Raw genomic sequence first — 21,069 nt, 5'->3', positions numbered from 1 at the left:
AAAAACCCGCTAAAACAAGCCTATTCTGCGGTCTCGAGCTCAAAAGCAGCCCAATCACCAAGGGTTAGGCTGGCATCAATAAAGAAATCAGCAATCCCTGCCTTACTTTGCACTTTGGCTAAGGCGTGATGATCTGAGAGTCGCTGGCGCCAATAACGTGAACCCGCCCTGCCATGAGCCAAGCCCAATATATGCCTTGTGAAAGCGCCAATATAAAACGGCTTGCCCTTTTCTCGGCACTCGTCAAACCAAGCCTGTACTTGTTTCACTAACGCAATCTGAATACGATGCCATTCGGTTTCACTAAAGAGGTAACCCGCTGCATCACCATTTGATCGAATTAAATCATCCCACCCCAAAAGCATTGCGGGGAAATGATACGCCGCTCTACCAACCATAAAGCCATCAAAATCATTCCAGTGACCAGCAATTTGCTCATTGGATTCTAAGCCGCCATTTAGCAACACTTTTAAGTTGGGAAAATGCTTTTGAGCATCTAGACGCAATTGAGCTGCTACTTCGTATCGTAAAGGCGGCTTACTACGGTTCTCCTTTGGAGATAAGCCCTTGAGAACTGCGTTACGCGCATGAATGGTGACTTGACTGGCACCAGCATCAGCAACCGACAAAATGAAGTTCAGTGCAAATTGATAGTCTTCTTTCGAGCTAGAAGCATCCATTGAATCAAGCCCCAATCGATGCTTTACTGAAATTGGAATGTCAACAGCATCTTTCATTGCCTTAACGCATTGAGCAACTAACTTAGGCTCAGCCATTAAGCAGGCACCAAATGCCCCACGCTGCACGCGCTCTGATGGGCAACCACAATTCAAATCAATTTCATCGTAGCCCCATTGCTGAGCCAGCTCAGCAGATTTTGCTAAATCATTTGGTTCCGATCCGCCCAGCTGCAATACAACAGGATGCTGGTCTCGCGAATAATCCAAGTGACGAGGTACATCGCCATGCATCAGCGCGCCAGTGGTCACCATCTCTGTATATAAGACAGCTTCTTTGCTAAGAGAGCGGTGAAAAGAGCGGCAATGACGGTCTGTCCACTCCATCATCGGAGCAACTGCCATTCGCTTTTGTGGGGCATTATTCATATACATCTATGCATTGATCAATGCCTCATTTTAAAGGCATCAGGGCAACCGAAGTTGCCCTGAACTATCGAAGGAACTAGCTACCCTACTTCATCTTTTCAAGCTTAGCCTCAAGCTCTGCAGCTAAATCGAGGGCGCCCATATATCCAGACTTGAGGTGATTTGGTAGGTCAGGATCGCCAACCATAGCACCCAATGTTTCAACTAGACTAAATACGATTCCCTTTGCGGCACCAATCGCAATGGTATTACTCTTCACAGCCTCATCGATATGGTTAACTGCATCTAAAAAGTAATCATGGCCTGGCAAACCATCAGGACCCAACTCTTCTTTACTCATCTTGATTACTCCCTATATGCTTAAGTTAATAGCTTCAATTTAATCCGAATTTCAATTCTTGACTACTGAAAAATTCCCTATGTGCGCCTGTAATAGGGTCTTGAAAAGTAATTGACTTAGCTAGCAATTGCAGCGGCTTTGTAAAGTCCAACTCGTATTCTTGATATGGCGTCAGAATTGGGTAAATCTGATCGTTTTTAATTGGCACCCCAAGCGCATTTAGATGGACACGTAGTTGATGCTTTTTGCCGCTACCAGGGATTAAGCGATATCGAGCCCATGGCTTACTTACCTCAATGAACTCAATTTGTGTGTCAGTATTTGCCTCGCCCTCCACCTCTTGCATTTGTAAGAAGTGTTCCGATTCCTCAAGATGACTTTGGTATGTAAATGGCAATCGTTTATTTAAAGCTTCAGAGTATGGTGCGATTGCCTCATACACCTTATTTACGACTCGATCACGAAATAGATTTTGGTATTGCGACCTCTCATCTGAATTAATAGAGAAGACAACTAAACCCGCTGTATCTCGGTCTATACGGTGGATTGGGCTCAGCGTCTGAATTTGTGTTTTTTTCTTCAAACGATTAAGTAGTGTTTGATGTAAGTACAAACCGCTAGGCGTTACTGGCAAAAAATGAGGCTTATCCGCGACTAGCAAGTGCTCGTCCTGAAAAAGGATACTCTCCTCGAATGGAATCTCTGGCTCACGAGCCAATCTTCTAAAGTAGTGCAGGTGGACATTGGGACGATATGGGTCATTCGCCGCTAAGGCTTGACCATCGGCATCTAATATCAATCCTTCAGCGAAACGCATCTCCCATTCACCTGCGTCAATGTGTGGAAATTGAGCGATGAAAAATTGCAATAAATTCAGATGTGATTGATCGGCTGGTAAATACACCCGCGATGCTGACACCCCTTCTGAATTCACCTTGCTCATATTCTAAACACTACTTCTTGAGCTTTGCTAAAGCCATCGCCATTGCATTATTCATAAGAGGCGCCTGTCTTCGATCCTCTTGTGGTCTCTTAATTTCGTTTTGCTTTGGTCTGTTTTGAGGTCTTTGCTCGACTCTAGAACCAGTCTTAGGGGCTTCATCTGATAAACGCATCGTTAAAGCTATGCGCTTGCGCTTTTCATCTACCTCTAGCACTTTTACCTTCACTACTTGACCCGCCTTAACAACTGTATGGGGATCCTTAACAAAGGTATTAGACAAAGCCGAGATGTGTACCAAGCCATCTTGATGAACGCCAATATCCACGAAAGCACCAAAGGCGGCAACATTGGTCACCACTCCTTCCAATACCATATCGGCCTTCAGATCCCCAATCGTTTCGACACCCTCTTTAAAAGTAGCAGTCGTAAATTCTGGACGTGGATCTCTTCCTGGCTTTTCTAACTCTTTCAAGATGTCAGTGACCGTTGGAACACCAAACTGCCCATCAGCGTATTTCTCTGGCGATAAGGACTTGAGTAAATTGGTATCACCAATGACTTCTTTAACGCTCTTCTTAATGTCTTTCAGAATTTTTTCAACCAATGGATAGGATTCTGGGTGAACGGCAGATGCATCCAAAGGATCTTGTCCGTTCATGATGCGCAAGAACCCTGCCGCCTGCTCAAAGGTCTTTTCACCCAAGCGGGGTACGCTCTTTAAATCCGCTCTAGATTTAAATGCACCCTTACTATCCCGATACGCAACGATTCCTTCGGCAACCGTTGAGCTCAAACCCGAGACTCTCGCCAATAAAGGGGCTGATGCGGTATTCACATCGACGCCAACGGCGTTTACGCAGTCTTCAACTACCGCCACTAATGATTTAGCGAGCTGGGTTTGCATGACATCGTGCTGATATTGACCAACGCCAATCGACTTTGGATCAATTTTGACTAGTTCAGCAAGTGGATCTTGTAGTCTGCGGGCAATAGAGACGGCGCCACGCAGAGAAACATCCATTCCCGGCAATTCTTTTGAAGCATATTCCGATGCGGAATACACTGAAGCACCCGCCTCAGAAACCACGATCTTTGTAAGTCCTAGTTCAGGTTTAGCCTTTATTAAATCTTGTGCCAACTTATCGGTTTCTCTTGATGCTGTGCCATTGCCAATAGAAATCAATGTTGCTTTATGTTTCTGAGCCAATTTAGCCAAGGTCGCCAATGAGCCAGCCCAATCATTTTTAGGTTGATGCGGATAGATCACATCGGTATCAACCACCTTGCCGGTCTCATCTACGACTGCAACTTTGACTCCAGTGCGCATGCCAGGATCTAAGCCAATAGTGACCCTAGGGCCAGCAGGGGCAGCCAATAAGAGATCCTTAAGGTTACGAGCGAAGACATTAATCGCCTCGGTCTCTGCCCTCTCGCGCAAGGCAGTCATGAGCTCTGTCTCAAGATGCATAGAGCATTTGATGCGCCAGGTCCAACGAACCGTATCGGCTAACCAGGCATCTGCTGGACGACCTTCATTTTTAATCTTGAAATGATTGGCAATGCGTTGCTCACAAGGATTGTGCGGTGAATCCCATTTCGGCTTTTCTTCCTCGCTATCTAAGCGTAAGCTCACCATCAGCATTTGCTCCCGACGACCCCGAAATAGGGCTAGCGCTCGATGAGATGGAATAGCTTTAATAGGCTCAGAGTAGTCAAAGTAATCTGCGAACTTTTCACCCTCTTGCTCTTTGCCTGCAATCACCTTAGATTCAACTACACCATGATCTTGTAGATACGTTCTTAGGGATTGAACCAAGCTGGCATCTTCAGCAAAACGCTCCATCAAGATTTGGCGAGCACCTTCTAGCGCTGCTTTGGTATCTGGCACGCCAGCATTGTCACCCTGCTCTTTTTTAAAGGCCTCTTTAATATATTTCGCTGCTTCTATCTCAGGATCTAGACTTGGATTTGCAAGTAGATCGTTAGCAAGAGGCTCTAAACCAGCCTCTAGTGCTATCTGTGCCTTGGTTCTGCGCTTAGGCTTATAAGGCAAGTAAAGATCCTCTAGTCGCGTCTTATCTTCAGCCATCATGATGGCTTTGAGCAACTCAGGCGTCATCTTACCCTGCTCTTCAATAGACGCCACGATAGTCTTGCGGCGCTCCTCAAGCTCTCGTAAATAACCCAATCGCTCTTCCAATAGGCGTAACTGTGCATCATCTAGACCACCAGTAGCTTCTTTGCGATAACGGGCAATAAATGGGACGGTTGCACCCTCATCCAATAGGGCTATAGCAGCCGCCACTTGGTTAGGCTTGGCGGATAACTCTTGGGCAAGGCGTTGTTCTATAGATGGCAACATGAATTTAATTAATTTTCTATATTTGGAATATTGAATTCAATGAAGTACAAAAGCCACCCTCAGGTGACTTTTGTGGTGATACTGAGACTTACTTATTCGCGTGAGGCTTTTTTACGCTCATGCTCTTTGAGGTAGCGCTTACGAATACGAATACTCTTTGGTGTTACTTCAACCAACTCATCATCATCGATAAACTCAACTGCATACTCAAGATTGAGTGCAATTGGTGGCACTAAGCGAACTGCTTCGTCGGTACCTGATGCACGAACGTTAGTGAGCTGCTTACCCTTAATAGGGTTTACAACTAAGTCGTTATCACGACTATGAATACCAATCACCATACCCTCATACAAAGGATCCCCTGGGCTTACAAACATACGGCCACGATCTTGCAATTTCCATAAAGCGTAAGCTACTGCCTCGCCATCATCCTGGCTTACTAATACGCCGTTATGACGTTCGCCCAAAATACCCTCTTTAGCTGGCGCATATGAATCAAATGTATGACTCATCAAACCATTACCGCGGGTCATAGTCATAAAGTCGCCCTGGAAACCAATCAGACCACGCGCAGGAATGCGATACTCCAAACGGGTTCGACCTTTACCGTCACTGACCATATCGAGCAATTCGCCCTTACGCTTACCTAAATCCTCCATCACTGCGCCTTGAGTAGTGTCTTCAACGTCTACAGTCAAGTTCTCATATGGCTCCATCTTGACGCCATCTTCTTCATGGAAAACCACGCGAGGACGCGAAACAGCTAACTCATAGCCTTCACGACGCATTGTTTCTACCAAGATAGTGAGATGCAACTCACCGCGGCCTGATACCTCAAATACGGTGTCATCATCAGTGTCTTTGACGCGCAATGCCATATTGGACTTAAGCTCGCGATCCAAACGCTCACGAATTTGACGGCTAGTAACAAACTTACCTTCACGACCCGCTAATGGGCTTGTGTTCACCATGAAGTTCATAGTTAAAGTTGGCTCATCAATCTTGAGCATTGGCAATGCATCAGGAGTATCAGGTGCACATACAGTAGTACCAATTGCTAAATCTTCAATACCGTTGATCAATACGATGTCACCCGCCTGGGCTTCATCAACCAATTCACGCTCTAAGCCACGGAACTTTAATACTTGATTAATACGACCCTTACGCTGTACGCCCTCTGGACCATCCATAAAGACCACATCCATGCCTGGCTTTACAGTACCGCGATTAACACGACCAACACCAATCTTACCAACATAAGTACTGTATTCAATAGAGGTAATCTGTAGCTGCAAAGGTCCGTCCGGATTATCGTCGCGTACTGGCACATGCTTGAGAACTGTGTCAAATAAAGGACGCATATCGCCTTCACGCACATCATCAGTCATGCCGGCATAACCATTCAATCCAGAGGCATATACCACTGGGAAATCTAATTGCTCTTCGGTAGCACCTAATTTGTCAAACAACTCAAAAGTAGCATTAATCACATAGTCGGTGCGAGCGCCTGGACGATCCACTTTATTAATAACAACGATCGGCTTAAGTCCAAGAGCCAACGCTTTCTTAGTAACGAAGCGAGTCTGTGGCATTGGGCCTTCAACGGCATCAACTAGCAAGAGTACGCCATCCACCATCGACAGCACACGCTCTACCTCACCACCAAAGTCTGCGTGTCCAGGTGTATCTACGATATTAATGTGAGTACCGTCATATTCAACTGCGCAGTTTTTGGACAGAATGGTAATGCCACGCTCTTTTTCAAGATCGTTTGAGTCCATGACGCGTTCGGCCACTTTCTCATTTGAGCGGAAGGTACCCGATTGACGCAAAAGTTGGTCAACCAAGGTAGTTTTACCGTGGTCAACGTGGGCGATGATGGCGATATTACGAAGTGCGCGTTTAGTCATGTGAAGCTTCTAAAGTTAAAAATAATAAAAATGGGTGGTTAGTTCTGCTTGGGTTGCCTTAGTGTGCCTGCGAAATAAGTCGTTTTGGATGCAATACCCCAGAACGCCAATCAGCAGTTCCAATAAAGTTATGTGGTGCAGCAGTGGCACGATAAATACGCACCAATGCTTCGATAGACGGCAAATTGAGTGGGACACGTTGACCCATTTCTAATCGTTTTGCTTGTTGCTCATCCACTGTTAAGTGAGGCAAGGTCTGCAAAAGCGCATCTACCGGAAGAATATAGCTAGAGCTATCGTGTATAGCCTGTTGAATCGACTCAATTGTAAAAGAGTGTTCTAAGCTTAAGTGACCCACTTCTGTTCTGCGCAAACCCACCAAATGGGCACCGCAACCTAGAGCGTTACCAATGTCTTCAGCCAGTACACGAATGTAAGTGCCTTTGCTACAAGTCACCTCTAGGGTTGCTTGAGGCCAGGCAATATTGGTCCAACGAATTTTATGAATCACAATGTCACGCGGGGTCCGCTCAAGCTCGACTCCTGCGCGTGCGTATTCATATAAAGGTTTGCCGTCACGCTTTAATGCTGAGTACATTGGAGGCACTTGTGAGATAGCCCCTGTAAATTTTGGCAGTAAAGCATCTAATGCTTTACGAATATCATCTGGATTATCAAATTTAGGCAGCGGCAATTCTTCAATAACCAAACCTTCTGCGTCACCCGTGTCAGTGCGAGAACCAAATTTGACTTGAGCAACATAGGTTTTATCTGCCTCAAGTAAATCTTGCGAGTATTTAGTGGCTTCACCCAAGCAAATCGGTAGCAAGCCTGTTGCCATTGGATCTAAAGTGCCGGTATGACCTGCTTTTTCAGCATTGAATGCGCGCTTCACAGCGGTAACTGCACCTTGAGAACTCATTCCTGCTGGCTTATCAAGCAAAACCACTCCGTCAATCCGCGTGGACATATTAAGAATTCTCATCCTGATGATCGCTCTCCACTGCTTTATCGATCAATTTGGACATTTCAATACCATGTTCTACTGAGTTGTCATATTGGAAATGCAAAGTTGGCACAGTATGAATGTGCAAACGCTTGAATAGTAATGAATGCAAATAGCCTGCTTTTTCTTGCAATGCATTTAAAGCATGCTCAGGTTCAGCACCCAATACAGTAAAAAATACTTTGGCGTGAGCCAAGTCTGGAGATAGCTCAACGCTTTGCAGAGTGATCAATCCCAGACTAGAGCTACGTAGCTCACGCGGAATGAGCTCAGCCAGGTCTCGCTGAATTTGATCGGCGAGACGCTGGTTACGATGCGGACTAGTCTTGTGCATATCGACTACAACTTACAGAGAACGGGCAACTTCAGTTACTTCAAATACTTCGAGTTGATCGCCTTCTTTAATATCGTTGTAACCTTTTAGCGACAGACCGCACTCAACTCCGGCGCGAACTTCTTTTGCGTCGTCTTTAAAGCGTTTAAGCGAATCGAGCTCACCAGACCAGATAACCACGTTATCACGCAAGAGACGAACGCTAGATGTGCGTTTAACAACTCCGTCAACCACCAAGCAACCAGCAATTGCGCCAACTTTCGATACCAAGAAGACCTGACGAATCTCAACCAAGCCAGTGATTTCTTCTTTCTTATCTGGAGTCAACATACCGCTCAAGGCGAGTTTCACTTCGTCTACCGCGTCATAAATAATGTTGTGATAACGAATATCAACACCATTGTTTTCAGCAAGCTTACGCGCAGCTGCATCAGCACGAGAGTTAAAGCCAATAATCACAGCTTTAGAGGCAACAGCCAAGTTCACGTCAGTTTCAGTAATGCCGCCCACAGCCGCGTGAACAATCTGCACCTTCACTTCTGGCGTAGATAGTTTCATTAGAGATTGGGCCAAGGCTTCTTGAGAGCCTTGTACGTCTGCTTTGATGATCAATGGCAACAGCTTCGCCTCAATCGCGCCCTCACCCATGTTTTCCATCATGGTTTCAAGTTTGACGGCTTGTTGTTTAGCCAACTTCACATCGCGGAACTTGCCTTGACGGAAGAGTGCAATCTCACGAGCCTTACGTTCATCTGGAACCACTTGAACAGTTTCACCAGCGGCAGGCACCTCTGCTAAACCTTGGATCTCCACCGGAATAGAAGGACCAGCCTCATTACAAGGCTTGCCGTTTTCATCCAACATTGCACGAACACGTCCAAAAGTAGATCCGGCCAACAACATGTCGCCACGCTTGAGGGTACCTGACTGAACCAGAACGGTTGCCACAGCACCCTTACCTTTATCTAATCTTGCTTCGATCACAAGACCTTGAGCAGGCGCATCTTTAGGTGCCTTGAGCTCCAAGATTTCTGCTTGCAAGAGAACGTTCTCCAACAATGCATCAATCCCTTCGCCTGATTTGGCAGAAACTGGAACAAATGGCACATCACCACCGTATTCCTCAGGAACCACTTGCTCTGCAACCAATTCTGTTTTTACACGCTCTGGATTTGCTTCGGGTTTATCAATCTTATTAATCGCAACCACCAATGGCACTCCACCAGCAATTGCATGGTGAATCGCTTCCTTGGTTTGCGGCATCACGCCATCATCAGCTGCAACTACCAGAATCACAATGTCCGTAGCCTTCGCACCACGAGCACGCATTGCGGTAAACGCCTCGTGACCTGGAGTGTCAAGGAAGGTAATCATGCCGCGCGGTGTTTCTACGTGATATGCACCAATATGCTGAGTAATGCCTCCTGCTTCACCTGAGGCAACTTTTGCAGTACGAATCTTATCGAGCAAAGATGTCTTACCGTGGTCAACGTGACCCATTACCGTAACCACTGGTGGGCGTGGTAATAGTTCCGCATCATGACCCTCAGCACCAAGATCGAGATCTGGATCATCTAATTTCGCAGCATGGGCACGGTGACCCATTTCTTCGACAATAATCATCGCAGTATCTTGATCGAGCACTTGGTTAATGGTGACCATCTGGCCCATACCCATTAACAATTTAATGACTTCTGCACTTTTCACTGCCATGGCATGAGCCAACTCAGCAACAGTGATTGTTTCTGGAACATTGACATCGCGCACGATAGGCTCGGTAGGCACTTGGAAATTGGTATCCACGTTTGCCTCGGCAATTTGACGTTGCTTCTTACGAGCTCCGCCTGTACGCCATCCACCAACACCGCCGGAAGTATCTCCGCGAGTCTTCAATCCGCCACTAGGCTTCTTGGCGCCCTCTTCCTGCCAGGTTGATGAAGTTTCAGAAGACTTAATCGTCTTACCACCAACCTTGGTTGGCTTTTTCTTCTCTTCAGCACCTTCTGCTTTTGCAGGTTTGTGTAGAGTTCCTTTTTTCGCTTCTTCAGCAGCAACTTCACTTGGCGCCTTTAAGACACGTGCTGGTGCACTCATCATGTCGCGAATCGCCAAAGCTTCCGCCTCAGCAGCAGCACGTCGAGCACGAAGATCAGCTAACTCTTTCTCTTTAGCAGCAGCTAATTCTTTTGCCGCTTTATCTGCTTTCGCTTTTTTCTCAGCTGCAGCATCAGACGCTTCTTTTGTTGCCTGCTCTTCCTTCTCTAATGGTGTCGCCACCTCTTTTTGACGAGCCTCTTCAGCAGCCTTCATTTCAGCTTCTTGTCGTGCCAACAACTCAGCTTGACGAGTTGCCTCTGCCGCACGCTTCTCCAACTCTTCTTCTGTCAGAATTGGTTTAGATGGTGCAGCTGGAGCAGCTTTTGCTGGTTTTGCGGTTTCGGCAGTAGGAGCTGCAGTCTCATCACCGCGCTTCACCAAGACCCGCTTTTTACGAACCTCAACTTGCACGGTGCGAGTGCGTCCAGCAGAGTCCGCCTGACGAATCTCAGAACTCTCACGCTTGATCAAGGTAATCTTTTTACGAGCACCCGTCTCAACATTGCCATGCGCTTTTTGCAAATACTCAAGTAAGGCTGTTTTGTCCTTATCGGTAATGCTCTCATCTTCAGAACCTTTTTCGATCCCAGCTGCCTTTAATTGCTCCAAGAGGTCAGCCGAGGATCTTTTCAGTTCCTTAGCGAGTACTTTTACTGTTGTTGTTGCCATGTACTACTTCCTCTCATGAAGTAAACCAATGTTCGCGCGCTTTCATGATGAGCGTTTTCGCAGTTTCTTCGTCAATTTGTGTTGCCTCTACCAGCTCATCAACAGCTAGTTCAGCGAGGTCATCACGGGTATGCACTTGATTGTCAGCAAGTTTTGCAATCAATTCAGGGGTCATGCCCTCCAATGAGCGCAGGTCTTGTGACACTTCACCAATACGCTCTTCTTTCGCCAATTCCATGGTCAGCAAAGAATCGCGAGCGCGCGTACGCAGCTCATTAACAGTGTCTTCATCGAACGAATCGATTTCTAACATTTCAGAAAGCGGTACATAAGCCACCTCTTCCAATGTATTGAAGCCTTCTTCAATCAAAATATCAGCAACTTCTTGATCAACATCCAACTTGTCCATAAACAACTGACGCACAGATGAAGCCTCTTTTTCTGTCTTCTCTGCTGACTCTTCAGGAGTCATGATGTTGATCTGCCAACCAGTCAAGTCACTTGCCAAGCGTACATTCTGTCCGCTACGACCAATCGCGATTGCCAAATTCTCTTCGTCAACTACCACATCCATTGCGTGACGCTCTTCGTCAACCACGATAGAAGATACTTGCGCTGGGGCCAAGGCACCAATCACAAATTGCGCTGGATCTTCAGACCATAAAACAATATCTACCGCTTCGCCAGCAACTTCGTTACGCACCGCAGTAACACGTGTTCCACGAACGCCAACGCAAGTACCGATTGGGTCAATGCGTTTGTCATAAGTAATTACAGCAATCTTTGCGCGTACGCCTGGATCGCGAGCGGCACCCTTAATTTCAAGAAGGCCTTGTTCCATCTCTGGGACTTCATTCTCGAATAACTTAATCAAGAACTCTGGGCAAGTACGAGAAAGTTCAATTTGCGGGCCACGTGCTTCACGATCTACCTTAAGGATGTATGCGCGCACACGATCACCAGAACGCAAGTTCTCTTTTGGAATCATTTGATCACGACGCAACAGTGCTTCAACACGGCCTGATTCAATAATCAAACCATTTTTATCGGCACGCTTAACAGTACCAGTCATGACTTTCTCGCCACGCTCTAGGTAGTCGTTCAAAATTTGTTCGCGCTCAGCGTCACGAATGCGCTGCAGAATGACTTGCTTAGCAGCTTGCGCACCAATACGACCAAAAGCCAAAGACTCAATCTGCTCTTCGATGTAGTCACCTACTTCGATATCAGCAATTTGCTCTTTAGCCTCAAATTGCAAAATTTCCTTATCTGGCTCTTGAAGACCAGCCTCATCTGGCACTACCAACCAGCGACGAAAGGTTTCATACTCACCTGAATCGCGATCGATCGATACACGAATATCCACGTCTTCGGTTGCATAACGTTTCTTTGTGGCTGATGCCAACGCCATTTCAAGCGCCTCAAACACAATCGCTTGATCAACGTTCTTTTCACGCGCTAGCGCGTCTGCCAACATGAGAACTTCTCGGCTCATGACTTTCTTCCTTTGAAATCAATAACAGGGACCAACCGAGTCTTATCGACCTCGGCTAAAGAAAACTCCAATTGAGACGGCTGACCATCAGCTGCCTCGAACACCAAACCAAATTTCGCATCAGGTGAATTCAATTCACCGCTCAGCAAACCTTGCAACACACCACGAAAATTTTTACGGTTACCAACAGCAACACGTAACTTCAAATCCACTTCCATACCAGCGAAACGCTCAAAATCCGCAGCGCTCTTCACTGGGCGATCCAAGCCTGGAGAAGAAATCTCCAAGCGCTCGTAAGGAATGTTCTCGACCGGCAAGGTGTAGCTCAATTGATGACTCACCTTTTCACAATCCATCACCGTAATCAATCGTTCATAGTCAGGGTTTTCGATTGTGACGCGCAGCAAACCGCCGGCCTCACGCTCGATATCGACTAGCGTGTAACCTAGGTTTTCCAACTCTGCAGCAATGATCTGCTGATCTCTCACAATTTCCCTCAAACTAAAACGGCAAAAAAAAATGGGCTTCAAAGCCCATATTCTTGAAATTCAGAACAGGCCGACTTACGTTGATCGCAACATCAGTCGGTAACAACACTTGCAGCTATTTGTGCTACAAGTCCTAAATTGTAGCGGATTTTTGAAGGGATTTCTAGGGAAAACTGTTAAAAATCAGAAGCTTTCGCCAGGATTTCGAGGTTTTCTGAGGCCCTTATGAAAAGGTTTTTTACCTTTTGGCGCACCCCGTTTAGGGCCACTACCCGGATTCTGGGGGTTTCCAGCGACAAAAGCAGACTGGCCGTGGTGCACCTTCTTGCCCTTATTTCGACCTTGGCCATTACCACCCTGACCTCCTTGCCCAGGTCTGCCACCCTGAGTACGACCCCGGAAGGGTCCGCGACCATCTCCAGAACCACCAGATTTGGCATTCTTACCCTGATGGGTCATTCCATGGTGCCCACTAGCCAAAGTTAAGGCATCGCGTGAGCCCCAATAAGAAACTGAGGTTTGCATTGGGTCAGGCTGGAAATCCATACCTTCAGGGTTGCGACTTTGACCGCCTGAATTGGGATTACGACCCTTGTCTTGCGGTTGCGGCATTTTTAAGCCAGCAGACTTCATCAAGTTATAGATGCCACCAGCCTCTACTTCTTCCCATTTGCCACGACGTAGACGCGGAGGCAATAAGAACATGCCATAGCGAGTACGAATCAAGCGAGATACGGTGTGACCCACTGCCTCAAACATACGACGCACTTCACGATTACGACCTTCAGTCAGTGCAACGTGATACCAACGATTGGCACCATCGCCACCACCCATTGATAAACGTAAAAAGCGTGCTTGCCCATCATCGAGTTTGATACCGCTCTTCAGTTGCGCAGTGTTCTCTTGACTAAGCTCACCCAAAATACGCACAGCATATTCACGCTCTACGCCATAGCGTGGGTGCATTAAGCGATTAGCCAATTCACCAGAAGTTGTAAATAACAACAAACCTTCGGTATTAAAGTCTAGGCGCCCTACCGCGATCCAACGCCCCTGACGAGGCTTTGGTAAACGATCAAATACAGTTGGACGACCCTCAGGATCTGACTGACTAACGATTTCACCGGCAGGCTTATGATACAAAATCACACGCGGTGGTTTTGTCTGAATCTTGCGATGAACTTGTTTGCCATTAATACGGACTTGATCGGTTGGCCCAATGCGTTGACCGATATGCGCAGGCAAACCATTGACTGACACGCGACCCTGAATAATCAGATCTTCCATGTCACGGCGTGAACCCATGCCAGCATCCGCCAATACCTTGTGTAACTTAACAGTATCTTCGTCTTCCGCTTCGTCATCCAATCCATCAAGATCGGACCAAACTTCATCACGTAAGCTCAAAGGCAATTCATCAATATTGGCAAATTGCAAACTGCTCATTTCTTCTTCCGTAGGCGCATCAGAGTCTTCATCTTCGCGCGATCTCTGTGCGCGTTGCGCACGGCGCTCAGCACCCGTCTGATGCGAGATTTCACTCTCATTTAAACCTTCGGGATTCTTTACCTCTACTACCTCTGGAGCATCTAATGCCGCATCAAATTCACCAGATACTACGGAGGCAAATAAAGCTTCCGCCTCTGCTGCATTGGGGGCGAACTTAGACCCCTGATTACCGCCCCCTTCGCGCGGAGCATTTTGCTGGTCTCCATCACGACGCTGCTTGTCTTTATTAAATGGGCGCTTCTTGTTAAAGGGGTGCTTACCCGTTCCAGCGCGTCGCGGGTGACGTGGACCCCGATCATCACGCGAGCTACGCTCCCCAACTTCCGACTGATCTGAGCCAACCTGTTGGACAGGAGGCTGATGTTCGGTTTGGCTAGGAGCTACTGCGGGGACTGCTGGGGCTGAATCGTTATCGTGAGAACTTGTCATTACAAATTATTTTGTTTCGTCTGTTTGTTCATCAGACTCTGGGCTTGCTTCTTCTGCTGTTTCTGCTGTTATTTCTTCTGCTGTTTCTTCCGCTGCTGCCTCTGCGTTTTCATCACTGGCTTCAGTAATTTCAGTCACTTCAGATTCTTCGATGATTACCGTCTCTACTGTTGCTGATGGATCAAACTCCATCACGGCTTGCCCTAACTGCTCAGCAGCGGCCATTGGCGCAGCATCTTCCAAGATCGGCAAACTTTGTAAATTAGTGAGACTCAAATCATCTAAGAACTGTTTTGTGGTGGCATACAAACCTGGACGGCCAACGGTGTCTTTGTGGCCAATCACTTCAACCCAACCACGATCTTCTAACTGTTTCATCACGTTACTACTGACAGCAACACCACGAATCTCTTCGATCTCGCCACGTGTCACGGGTTGGCGGTAGGCAATAATTGCCAGAGTTTCCATTACCGCACGAGAATACTTTGGCGGCTTCTCTGGCGTGAGGCGATCCAAGTATTCGCGCATAGACAGACGACTTTGGAAACGCCAGCCAGTTGCAATATGCACAAGCTCCATGCCCTTGTCATCCCAAGCGCGCTGTAACTCTGCTAGTGCTTCATCAATATCGGCTGTAGTGATATCTTCTACAAACAGGCGTGACAAGTCAGCCACGGTGAGCGGTTCCTGTGCACACAGGAGGGCTGTTTCGATAACGCGCTTGTTGTGATCGTCCATAAAAATTGGGCTATCAGGAATGTCCTGACTAGACTCTTATAAATGTATTTCAGTAATGGGTTAGGTGTTTTCTAGCGACTACGGGCGATCCATCTGATTTCTAGTTTGGGAATTGTCCGCGCTGCACGAAGTCTTTTTCGTTCACCGTAAGGCCATTATAAGGTAGGCTCAATACAATAGCCATATGCATTCGAATTCATCAAAAACCTTGCTCTACCCACCATCCCCCAGTCGCCGTCAAGCACTGGAGCTTGGAATTGCCTCTCTTTTAAGCATGGGAGGCCTCAGCTCATGCAGCTTCATAGGTTCAAAAAAGCCAGTTGTTGGGCTAGTTTTGGGGGCTGGAGCTGCCCGAGGCTTTGCGCATGTAGGTGTCATTAAAGCTCTCGAGGCACAAGGAATTCGACCCGATATTGTCGTTGGCAGTAGCGCAGGTAGTGTCATTGCGGCCCTACTAGCATCTGGAGTCAGCGGAACTGACCTCAATCGGCTTGCCCTGAATTTAGATGAAGCGACTATTGCTGACTGGGGTTTGCCATTTGCAGGACGCTTTGGCGGATTAATTAAGGGCGATGCCCTGCAAAACATGATTAATCGTGAAGTGCAGAATAAATCCATCGAACAAATGCGCATTCCGCTAGGAATCGTTGCAACAGAATTGCAATCAGGCAAAGGTGTGTTGTTTCGCACTGGGAACACTGGTCAAGCTGTTCGAGCATCTTGCAGTATTCCTGGCGTATTTCAGCCAACGATCATTGGCGGTAAAGAATATGTGGATGGCGGTTTAGTTGCGCCAGTGCCAGTAAGTTACGCAAGGCAAATGGGGGCAACCATAGTGATTGCGGTCAACATCTCTTCGGAGCCCGTTCACCAAGATGCGAGCGGCACATTTGGCGTGCTTCAACAAACGATCTCGATTATGCAAAGAAGTATCAATCAGTTTGAATTAAAAAGTGCCGATATTGTCATCACACCACATCTAAAACAAATGAGCGGCAGCGACTTTAAATCCCGAAATGCCGCTATTCTTGCTGGCGAAGTGGCCACGCAAGAACAAATGGGGTTGATTAAGGAAAAGCTGAAGGGCTAGGCCCTATAAGAGCTACAGCGAGGAGAGTCTAAAGACTTCGTGACTTACGTTTGAGGTTTTTCACTTCGTTCAACAACTCTTGACGCTCGCTGTCGTCCAGGTTGTCACTGCCATCTAGGCGACGTGCACCATCAAAGCGTTTATCCCAGTACAAACTACCAAGATCATCTACGCGCACGCTAGTGCCCTTCGATGGTGAGTGGATAAATTTATTGTCACCTACATAAATGCCCACATGTGAAAACGTGAGGCGCATCGTATTGAAAAACACGAGATCACCTGGTTGCAATTCCTCGCGACTGATTGGCTTACCAACACGACTCATTTGCGTGGACTTGCGCGGCAATAAAAAGCCTAGCTTGTCTTTAAATACATAACCAACAAAACTACTGCCATCTAATCCAGACTGAGGCAACTCTGTATCCCAGCGATACCGCACGCCAATCACTTCCATGGCGCGGTTAATTAATTCTTCAGATTTTCCAGTGACGGTATCCGCAAGACGATCAGAAACCTTAGCAATGTATGCCTTACCTGCTTGAAACATACTCTCTTTTGGAACTGCAGCTTCAGCGACCGCAGCAGCATCTGCAGATGCATCAGCCGCATGAGCCATGAAAGGCATACCCAAGACCAAAAAGAGTCCTAAGTATTTCGAAAGAAGCGCTTTTTTGAATGACATCTGATCAGTTTAACAAAGATCCACCAATTAACCAAGTTGAAGTATGTCTCTTAATATGTTGTTTTTATTAGATTTTTTATCTTAACTAGCATCTTTGTTCGGTAAATATGCACCAAATATAAGCACATGAAATGGCATTTAACTTAATTCGGCCGCAGCAAAAAGCTCTTTTGTGTATACCTGTCGCGGGTGTTTGATGAGGGTTTCGGTTTCCCCAAACTCCACAACCCTACCCTCTTTGAGCACCATCACTTCATGAGACATGGCTCGAATCACTGCCAGATCATGACTAATCATGATGTATGCCAAGTTGTATTTCTTTTGCAGCTCAGAAAGCAAGGCGAGTACCTGTTTTTGAATAGAGACATCCAATGCTGAAGTCGGCTCATCCAAGACCAAAATCTGCGGGCGCAAAATGAGTGCGCGCGCAATCGCAATTCTCTGACGTTGCCCACCAGAAAATTCATGCGGGTAACGATGCAAGGCTGAGCGATCAAGACCAACTTCTTTAAGCATATCTATCACTCGAGATTCTCTCTCAGTGGTAGATAGATTTGGATGATGCACATCCAAGCCCTCTGCAATGATTTGCAACACACTCATTCTCGGAGATAGCGAACCAAATGGATCCTGAAAGATTACCTGCAAGCTAGCGCGCATTGCTCTGCGCTCAACTGGTTTTAACAAGTGCCAATCTTTACCAAGCACATCCACGCTGCCAGAGACTTGGGCAGCAGAGTCGCCCAGCAAGCCCAGAACAGCCATGCCTAGCGTGGTTTTGCCAGAACCAGATTCACCTATCACCCCGATCGTTTGGCCCTGCTTTAGTTCAAAACTGACTTTCTTTAACACTTTGTGTGGTGGCGCTTTTTTAAACCAGCCAACTGTTTCAGAACTTGGATAAGCAACCGATAACTCCTCAGTCTTTAATAGGACTGGTGACAAGGGCATCACAGGTGCAAGATTGCGTACGGGCTCGCTATTTACCAAGGCGCGAGTATAGGGATCCACCGGATGATCAAATACTTGTTTAGTTGTACCAACTTCAATTAAGTTTCCTTGATTGAGAACGGCAACCCGTTGCGCAAAATGCTTTACTAAGCTGAGGTCATGAGTAATTAGCAAAATACTCATACCGCCGTGCTCTTTAGACTCTTGTTGCAACTCTTTTAAGAGATCGAGAATTTGCATCCGCAAACTGACATCCAATGCAGTTGTAGGCTCATCAGCAATCAGCAATCTTGGCTTACAAGCTAAGGCCATCGCTATCATGGCACGCTGCCGTTGACCACCTGACAGTTGATGGGGATATGAGTGGAAGCGGCGCTCAGGCTCTGGAATACCCGTCTTTTTCAGTAAATCGATCGCAGCATCAACTGCATCAGCCTTTGAGATCAAGGGTTGATCAATCTGCACCGCCTCGATTATTTGGTTACCAATCGTGAACAGCGGATTTAAGGCTGTCATTGGCTCCTGAAAGATCATGGCAATCTCACGCCCACGAATCTCTCGAATATCTTCAATAGACAAAGATAAGAGATCTACTTCGCCATGCCCTTCTTTTGCATCACGAGGCTTCCATAAAATTTTGCCATTTACCTTGGCACCTTCAGGCTCCAATCTGAGAGGCGCTAATGCAGTAAGTGTTTTTCCAGAGCCGGACTCGCCCACTAAGGCCAATCTTTCGCCAACACCAATATCAAGATTAAGTTGGTTGACAGCAAACTTTTCACGGCGCCCTGCGCCAAATGAAATAGAAAGGTCTTCATAGCGCAACAGACTCATGAACGACCTCCGTTCATGAGTCCAGCTTTACGTGAGTCGTAAGCATCTCGTAGGGCCTCGCCCATAAAGGTCAGCAGTAACAAGGTGCTGACTAAAACCACAAAAGTAGATAAGGAAATCCACCAGGCATCTAGATTTCCCTTACCTTGTGAAAGAAGCTCGCCCAAACTAGGGGTACCCGGAGGAACTCCTAGCCCAAGAAAATCTAAGCTAGTGAGAGACAAAATTGCGGCGCTCATGCGAAATGGCAAGAAAGTAATGACAGGGGTCAAACTGTTAGGGAGAATATGTCGCCACATGATTTGTACATTGCTTAAGCCCAGCGCTCTTGCGGCTCGCACATACTCTAGGGCGCGATTACGGAAAAATTCAGCACGCACATAATCTGATAAACCCATCCATCCAAAAGCCGCCAACAACAGAATCAATAACAAAACACTTGGATGAAAGATCGAAGCAAAAATAATGAGTAGATATAGCTCTGGCATTGCGGACCAAATCTCAATCAAGCGCTGAGAAATCAAGTCAAACTTACCACCAAAAAATCCCATTAATGAACCTGTGATAACACCAACAGTAACGCCCACGATCGTCAATGCAAGGCCAAAGAGAATAGATAGACGGAAACCGTAGATCAGACGAGATAGAACGTCACGACCGCGGTCATCAGTCCCAAGCCAATTCTGCCAGGACGGTGGGGCTGGATTGGGCGAAGTCGCAAAGTAATTAAGTGTCTCGTAGCTGTATTTAATCGGTGGATAGATCGCCCAATTTCCAGCGCTTGTGATGTTGTGACGAATATCAGGATCTAAAAAGTCTGTTGGAGTTGCAAAGTCACCACCAAAAACTGTTTCAGGCTGATTCTTCACAATCGGAAAATAAAAATGCCCGTCATAGCGAACCACTAAAGGCTTATCGTTCGCAATCAGCTCGGCACAAAGAGATAGGCCAAAGAGACCAAGAAAAATCCAGAGGCTGATGTAACCACGGCGATTCGTTTTAAAACGCTGCCAACGACTCATGACCCCCCTCCCGAACCAAACTGAATGCGAGGATCAACATAAACGTAGCAGAGATCGGAAATGAGTTTGGTAAACAATCCAATTAAGGTAAATAGATAAAGTGTTCCAAACACAACGGGATAGTCACGACGCATCACCGATTCATAAGATAGTAAGCCCAGGCCATCTAATGAAAACAGAGTTTCAATCAAGAGGGAGCCTGTAAAGAAGGCGCCAATAAAGGCGGCTGGGAAACCAGTTACCAGCGGCAACATCGCATTACGAAATACATGCTTCCATAGCACCTGCTTCTCGGTTAAGCCTTTGGCTCTGGCAGTCAACACATACTGTTTACGAATCTCTTCCAAGAATGAGTTCTTAGTCAGCATCGTCACTACAGCGAAGCTACCCAATACCGATGCGGTAATAGGCAAAACAAGATGCCACAGATAATCCATAACCTTGCCAATTAGGCTGAGCTCACTCCAGTCATCCGAAGTAAGACCCCGTAAAGGAAATATTTGCAGAAAGCTACCGCCACCAAATATCACTAGCAATAAAACACCCAATACAAATCCGGGAATGGCATAACCCACTAGAATCATCGTACTTGTTACCGCATCAAAACGTGATCCATCGCGTACTGCTTTTGCTATACCCAAAGGAATGGATACCAGATAAGTAATGAAAAATGTCCATAACCCAATACTGATGGAGACTGGAAGCTTAGAAACCACTAAGCGCCACACACTTTCATGTTGGTAATAGCTATCGCCCAAATCAAATCGAGCAAATCGTCCAAGCATCATGAAGTAGCGCTCGACTGGCGGCTTATCAAAACCATAGAGCGCTTTGACCTCCTCTAAACGCTGTACATCTATTCCTTGGCGGCCACGGTAATTTGCGCCAGCACCCGACGATTCACTGCCACCAGTTGCAGCGCTACCCTTACCTTTGAGTTCGAGCACCATTTGCTCAACTGGGCCACCTGGAACAAATTGCACCACGGCAAATGTGAGTGTTAAGACGCCTAAGAGAGTTGGAATCATCAACAGCAAACGCTTGAGAATATAAACGCGCATTTG

The 21,069-nt window shown here is 46.7% G+C and carries 17 protein-coding genes; 1 reads left to right on the top strand and 16 read right to left on the bottom strand.

The features are described from left to right. Positions 1-20: 20 nt before the first annotated feature. From dusA to scpB, 12 genes are all read right to left on the bottom strand, one after another. A complete protein-coding gene (dusA, locus tag NHB35_RS04440) occupies positions 21-1,106 on the bottom strand; it encodes a tRNA dihydrouridine(20/20a) synthase DusA (protein ID WP_353433190.1) in 1,086 nt (361 codons plus the stop codon). Positions 1,107-1,191: 85 nt separating this feature from the next. Continuing rightward, the gene (locus tag NHB35_RS04435; RefSeq protein WP_353433189.1) at positions 1,192-1,446 is read right to left on the bottom strand and encodes a hypothetical protein; all 255 of its coding nucleotides are present in this window, start codon (positions 1,444-1,446) and stop codon (positions 1,192-1,194) included. Between the two features lie 34 nt (positions 1,447-1,480). Further along, positions 1,481-2,389, bottom strand: a complete 909-nt coding sequence (locus NHB35_RS04430; protein ID WP_353433188.1) for a pseudouridine synthase — start codon at positions 2,387-2,389, stop codon at positions 1,481-1,483. Positions 2,390-2,399: 10 nt separating this feature from the next. Then, positions 2,400-4,751: a Tex family protein gene (locus tag NHB35_RS04425; RefSeq protein ID WP_353433187.1), complete on the bottom strand. Its 2,352-nt coding sequence runs from the start codon at positions 4,749-4,751 to the stop codon at positions 2,400-2,402. 92 nt (positions 4,752-4,843) lie between these two features. Further along, positions 4,844-6,661, bottom strand: a complete 1,818-nt coding sequence (gene typA / locus NHB35_RS04420) for a translational GTPase TypA (protein ID WP_353433186.1) — start codon at positions 6,659-6,661, stop codon at positions 4,844-4,846. 58 nt (positions 6,662-6,719) lie between these two features. After that, positions 6,720-7,631 carry a tRNA pseudouridine(55) synthase TruB gene (truB, locus tag NHB35_RS04415; protein ID WP_353433185.1) on the bottom strand — a complete coding sequence of 304 codons (912 nt, stop codon included), beginning with the start codon at positions 7,629-7,631 and terminating at the stop codon, positions 6,720-6,722. A gap of 1 nt (position 7,632) precedes the next feature. Continuing rightward, complete coding sequence (gene rbfA, locus NHB35_RS04410; RefSeq protein WP_353433184.1) at positions 7,633-8,001, bottom strand: 30S ribosome-binding factor RbfA; 369 nt, start codon at positions 7,999-8,001, stop codon at positions 7,633-7,635. 12 nt (positions 8,002-8,013) lie between these two features. Continuing rightward, a complete protein-coding gene (infB, locus tag NHB35_RS04405) occupies positions 8,014-10,767 on the bottom strand; it encodes a translation initiation factor IF-2 (RefSeq protein ID WP_353433183.1) in 2,754 nt (917 codons plus the stop codon). A gap of 13 nt (positions 10,768-10,780) precedes the next feature. Next, positions 10,781-12,262 (bottom strand): transcription termination factor NusA, encoded by a 1,482-nt coding sequence (gene nusA / locus NHB35_RS04400; RefSeq protein ID WP_215389758.1) that lies wholly within the window; start codon positions 12,260-12,262, stop codon positions 10,781-10,783. Then, positions 12,259-12,750, bottom strand: a complete 492-nt coding sequence (gene rimP / locus NHB35_RS04395) for a ribosome maturation factor RimP (protein ID WP_353433182.1) — start codon at positions 12,748-12,750, stop codon at positions 12,259-12,261. Before rimP ends, nusA begins: the two co-directional genes overlap by 4 nt. A 183-nt stretch (positions 12,751-12,933) precedes the next feature. Continuing rightward, a complete protein-coding gene (rluB, locus tag NHB35_RS04390; RefSeq protein WP_353433181.1) occupies positions 12,934-14,688 on the bottom strand; it encodes a 23S rRNA pseudouridine(2605) synthase RluB in 1,755 nt (584 codons plus the stop codon). A gap of 6 nt (positions 14,689-14,694) precedes the next feature. After that, positions 14,695-15,426, bottom strand: a complete 732-nt coding sequence (scpB, locus tag NHB35_RS04385) for an SMC-Scp complex subunit ScpB (RefSeq protein WP_353433180.1) — start codon at positions 15,424-15,426, stop codon at positions 14,695-14,697. A 274-nt stretch (positions 15,427-15,700) separates the two neighbouring features. Between scpB and NHB35_RS04380 the strand changes: the two genes are divergently transcribed. Then, entirely contained in the window at positions 15,701-16,516 is an 816-nt protein-coding gene (locus NHB35_RS04380; protein ID WP_353433390.1) for a patatin-like phospholipase family protein, read from the top strand. A 28-nt stretch (positions 16,517-16,544) separates the two neighbouring features. Here NHB35_RS04380 and NHB35_RS04375 read toward each other — a convergent pair whose 3' ends face one another. The 4 genes from NHB35_RS04375 to yejB all read right to left on the bottom strand — a co-directional run bounded on the left by NHB35_RS04375 (position 16,545) and on the right by yejB (position 21,066). Next, the gene (locus NHB35_RS04375) at positions 16,545-17,198 is read right to left on the bottom strand and encodes a C40 family peptidase (protein ID WP_353433179.1); all 654 of its coding nucleotides are present in this window, start codon (positions 17,196-17,198) and stop codon (positions 16,545-16,547) included. 138 nt (positions 17,199-17,336) lie between these two features. Continuing rightward, positions 17,337-18,983: a dipeptide ABC transporter ATP-binding protein gene (locus NHB35_RS04370; RefSeq protein ID WP_353433178.1), complete on the bottom strand. Its 1,647-nt coding sequence runs from the start codon at positions 18,981-18,983 to the stop codon at positions 17,337-17,339. After that, complete coding sequence (locus NHB35_RS04365; RefSeq protein WP_353433177.1) at positions 18,980-20,005, bottom strand: ABC transporter permease; 1,026 nt, start codon at positions 20,003-20,005, stop codon at positions 18,980-18,982. Before NHB35_RS04365 ends, NHB35_RS04370 begins: the two co-directional genes overlap by 4 nt. Further along, on the bottom strand, positions 20,002-21,066 hold the full coding sequence (gene yejB / locus NHB35_RS04360) for a microcin C ABC transporter permease YejB (RefSeq protein ID WP_353433389.1): 1,065 nt from the start codon (positions 21,064-21,066) through the stop codon (positions 20,002-20,004). The genes NHB35_RS04365 and yejB overlap by 4 nt, the downstream gene beginning before the upstream one ends. Positions 21,067-21,069: the final 3 nt, after the last annotated feature.

The organism is Polynucleobacter sp. MWH-UH23A, assembly GCF_040409805.1.
Lineage (GTDB): Bacteria > Pseudomonadota > Gammaproteobacteria > Burkholderiales > Burkholderiaceae > Polynucleobacter.
This window is presented reverse-complemented; position numbering and strand designations above follow the sequence as displayed.

Excerpts from the sequence above, each read along its gene's own strand:
- dusA (WP_353433190.1), bottom strand. The coding sequence starts at position 1,106 with ATGAATAATGCCCCACAAAAGCGAATGGCAGTTGCTCCGATGATGGAG.
- NHB35_RS04435 (WP_353433189.1), bottom strand. The coding sequence starts at position 1,446 with ATGAGTAAAGAAGAGTTGGGTCCTGATGGTTTGCCAGGCCATGATTAC.
- NHB35_RS04430 (WP_353433188.1), bottom strand. The coding sequence starts at position 2,389 with ATGAGCAAGGTGAATTCAGAAGGGGTGTCAGCATCGCGGGTGTATTTA.
- NHB35_RS04425 (WP_353433187.1), bottom strand. The coding sequence starts at position 4,751 with ATGTTGCCATCTATAGAACAACGCCTTGCCCAAGAGTTATCCGCCAAG.
- typA (WP_353433186.1), bottom strand. The coding sequence starts at position 6,661 with ATGACTAAACGCGCACTTCGTAATATCGCCATCATCGCCCACGTTGAC.
- truB (WP_353433185.1), bottom strand. The coding sequence starts at position 7,631 with ATGTCCACGCGGATTGACGGAGTGGTTTTGCTTGATAAGCCAGCAGGA.
- rbfA (WP_353433184.1), bottom strand. The coding sequence starts at position 8,001 with ATGCACAAGACTAGTCCGCATCGTAACCAGCGTCTCGCCGATCAAATT.
- infB (WP_353433183.1), bottom strand. The coding sequence starts at position 10,767 with ATGGCAACAACAACAGTAAAAGTACTCGCTAAGGAACTGAAAAGATCC.
- nusA (WP_215389758.1), bottom strand. The coding sequence starts at position 12,262 with ATGAGCCGAGAAGTTCTCATGTTGGCAGACGCGCTAGCGCGTGAAAAG.
- rluB (WP_353433181.1), bottom strand. The coding sequence starts at position 14,688 with ATGACAAGTTCTCACGATAACGATTCAGCCCCAGCAGTCCCCGCAGTA.
- scpB (WP_353433180.1), bottom strand. The coding sequence starts at position 15,426 with ATGGACGATCACAACAAGCGCGTTATCGAAACAGCCCTCCTGTGTGCA.
- NHB35_RS04380 (WP_353433390.1), top strand. The coding sequence starts at position 15,701 with ATGGGAGGCCTCAGCTCATGCAGCTTCATAGGTTCAAAAAAGCCAGTT.
- NHB35_RS04375 (WP_353433179.1), bottom strand. The coding sequence starts at position 17,198 with ATGTCATTCAAAAAAGCGCTTCTTTCGAAATACTTAGGACTCTTTTTG.
- NHB35_RS04370 (WP_353433178.1), bottom strand. The coding sequence starts at position 18,983 with ATGAGTCTGTTGCGCTATGAAGACCTTTCTATTTCATTTGGCGCAGGG.
- NHB35_RS04365 (WP_353433177.1), bottom strand. The coding sequence starts at position 20,005 with ATGAGTCGTTGGCAGCGTTTTAAAACGAATCGCCGTGGTTACATCAGC.
- yejB (WP_353433389.1), bottom strand. The coding sequence starts at position 21,066 with ATGCGCGTTTATATTCTCAAGCGTTTGCTGTTGATGATTCCAACTCTC.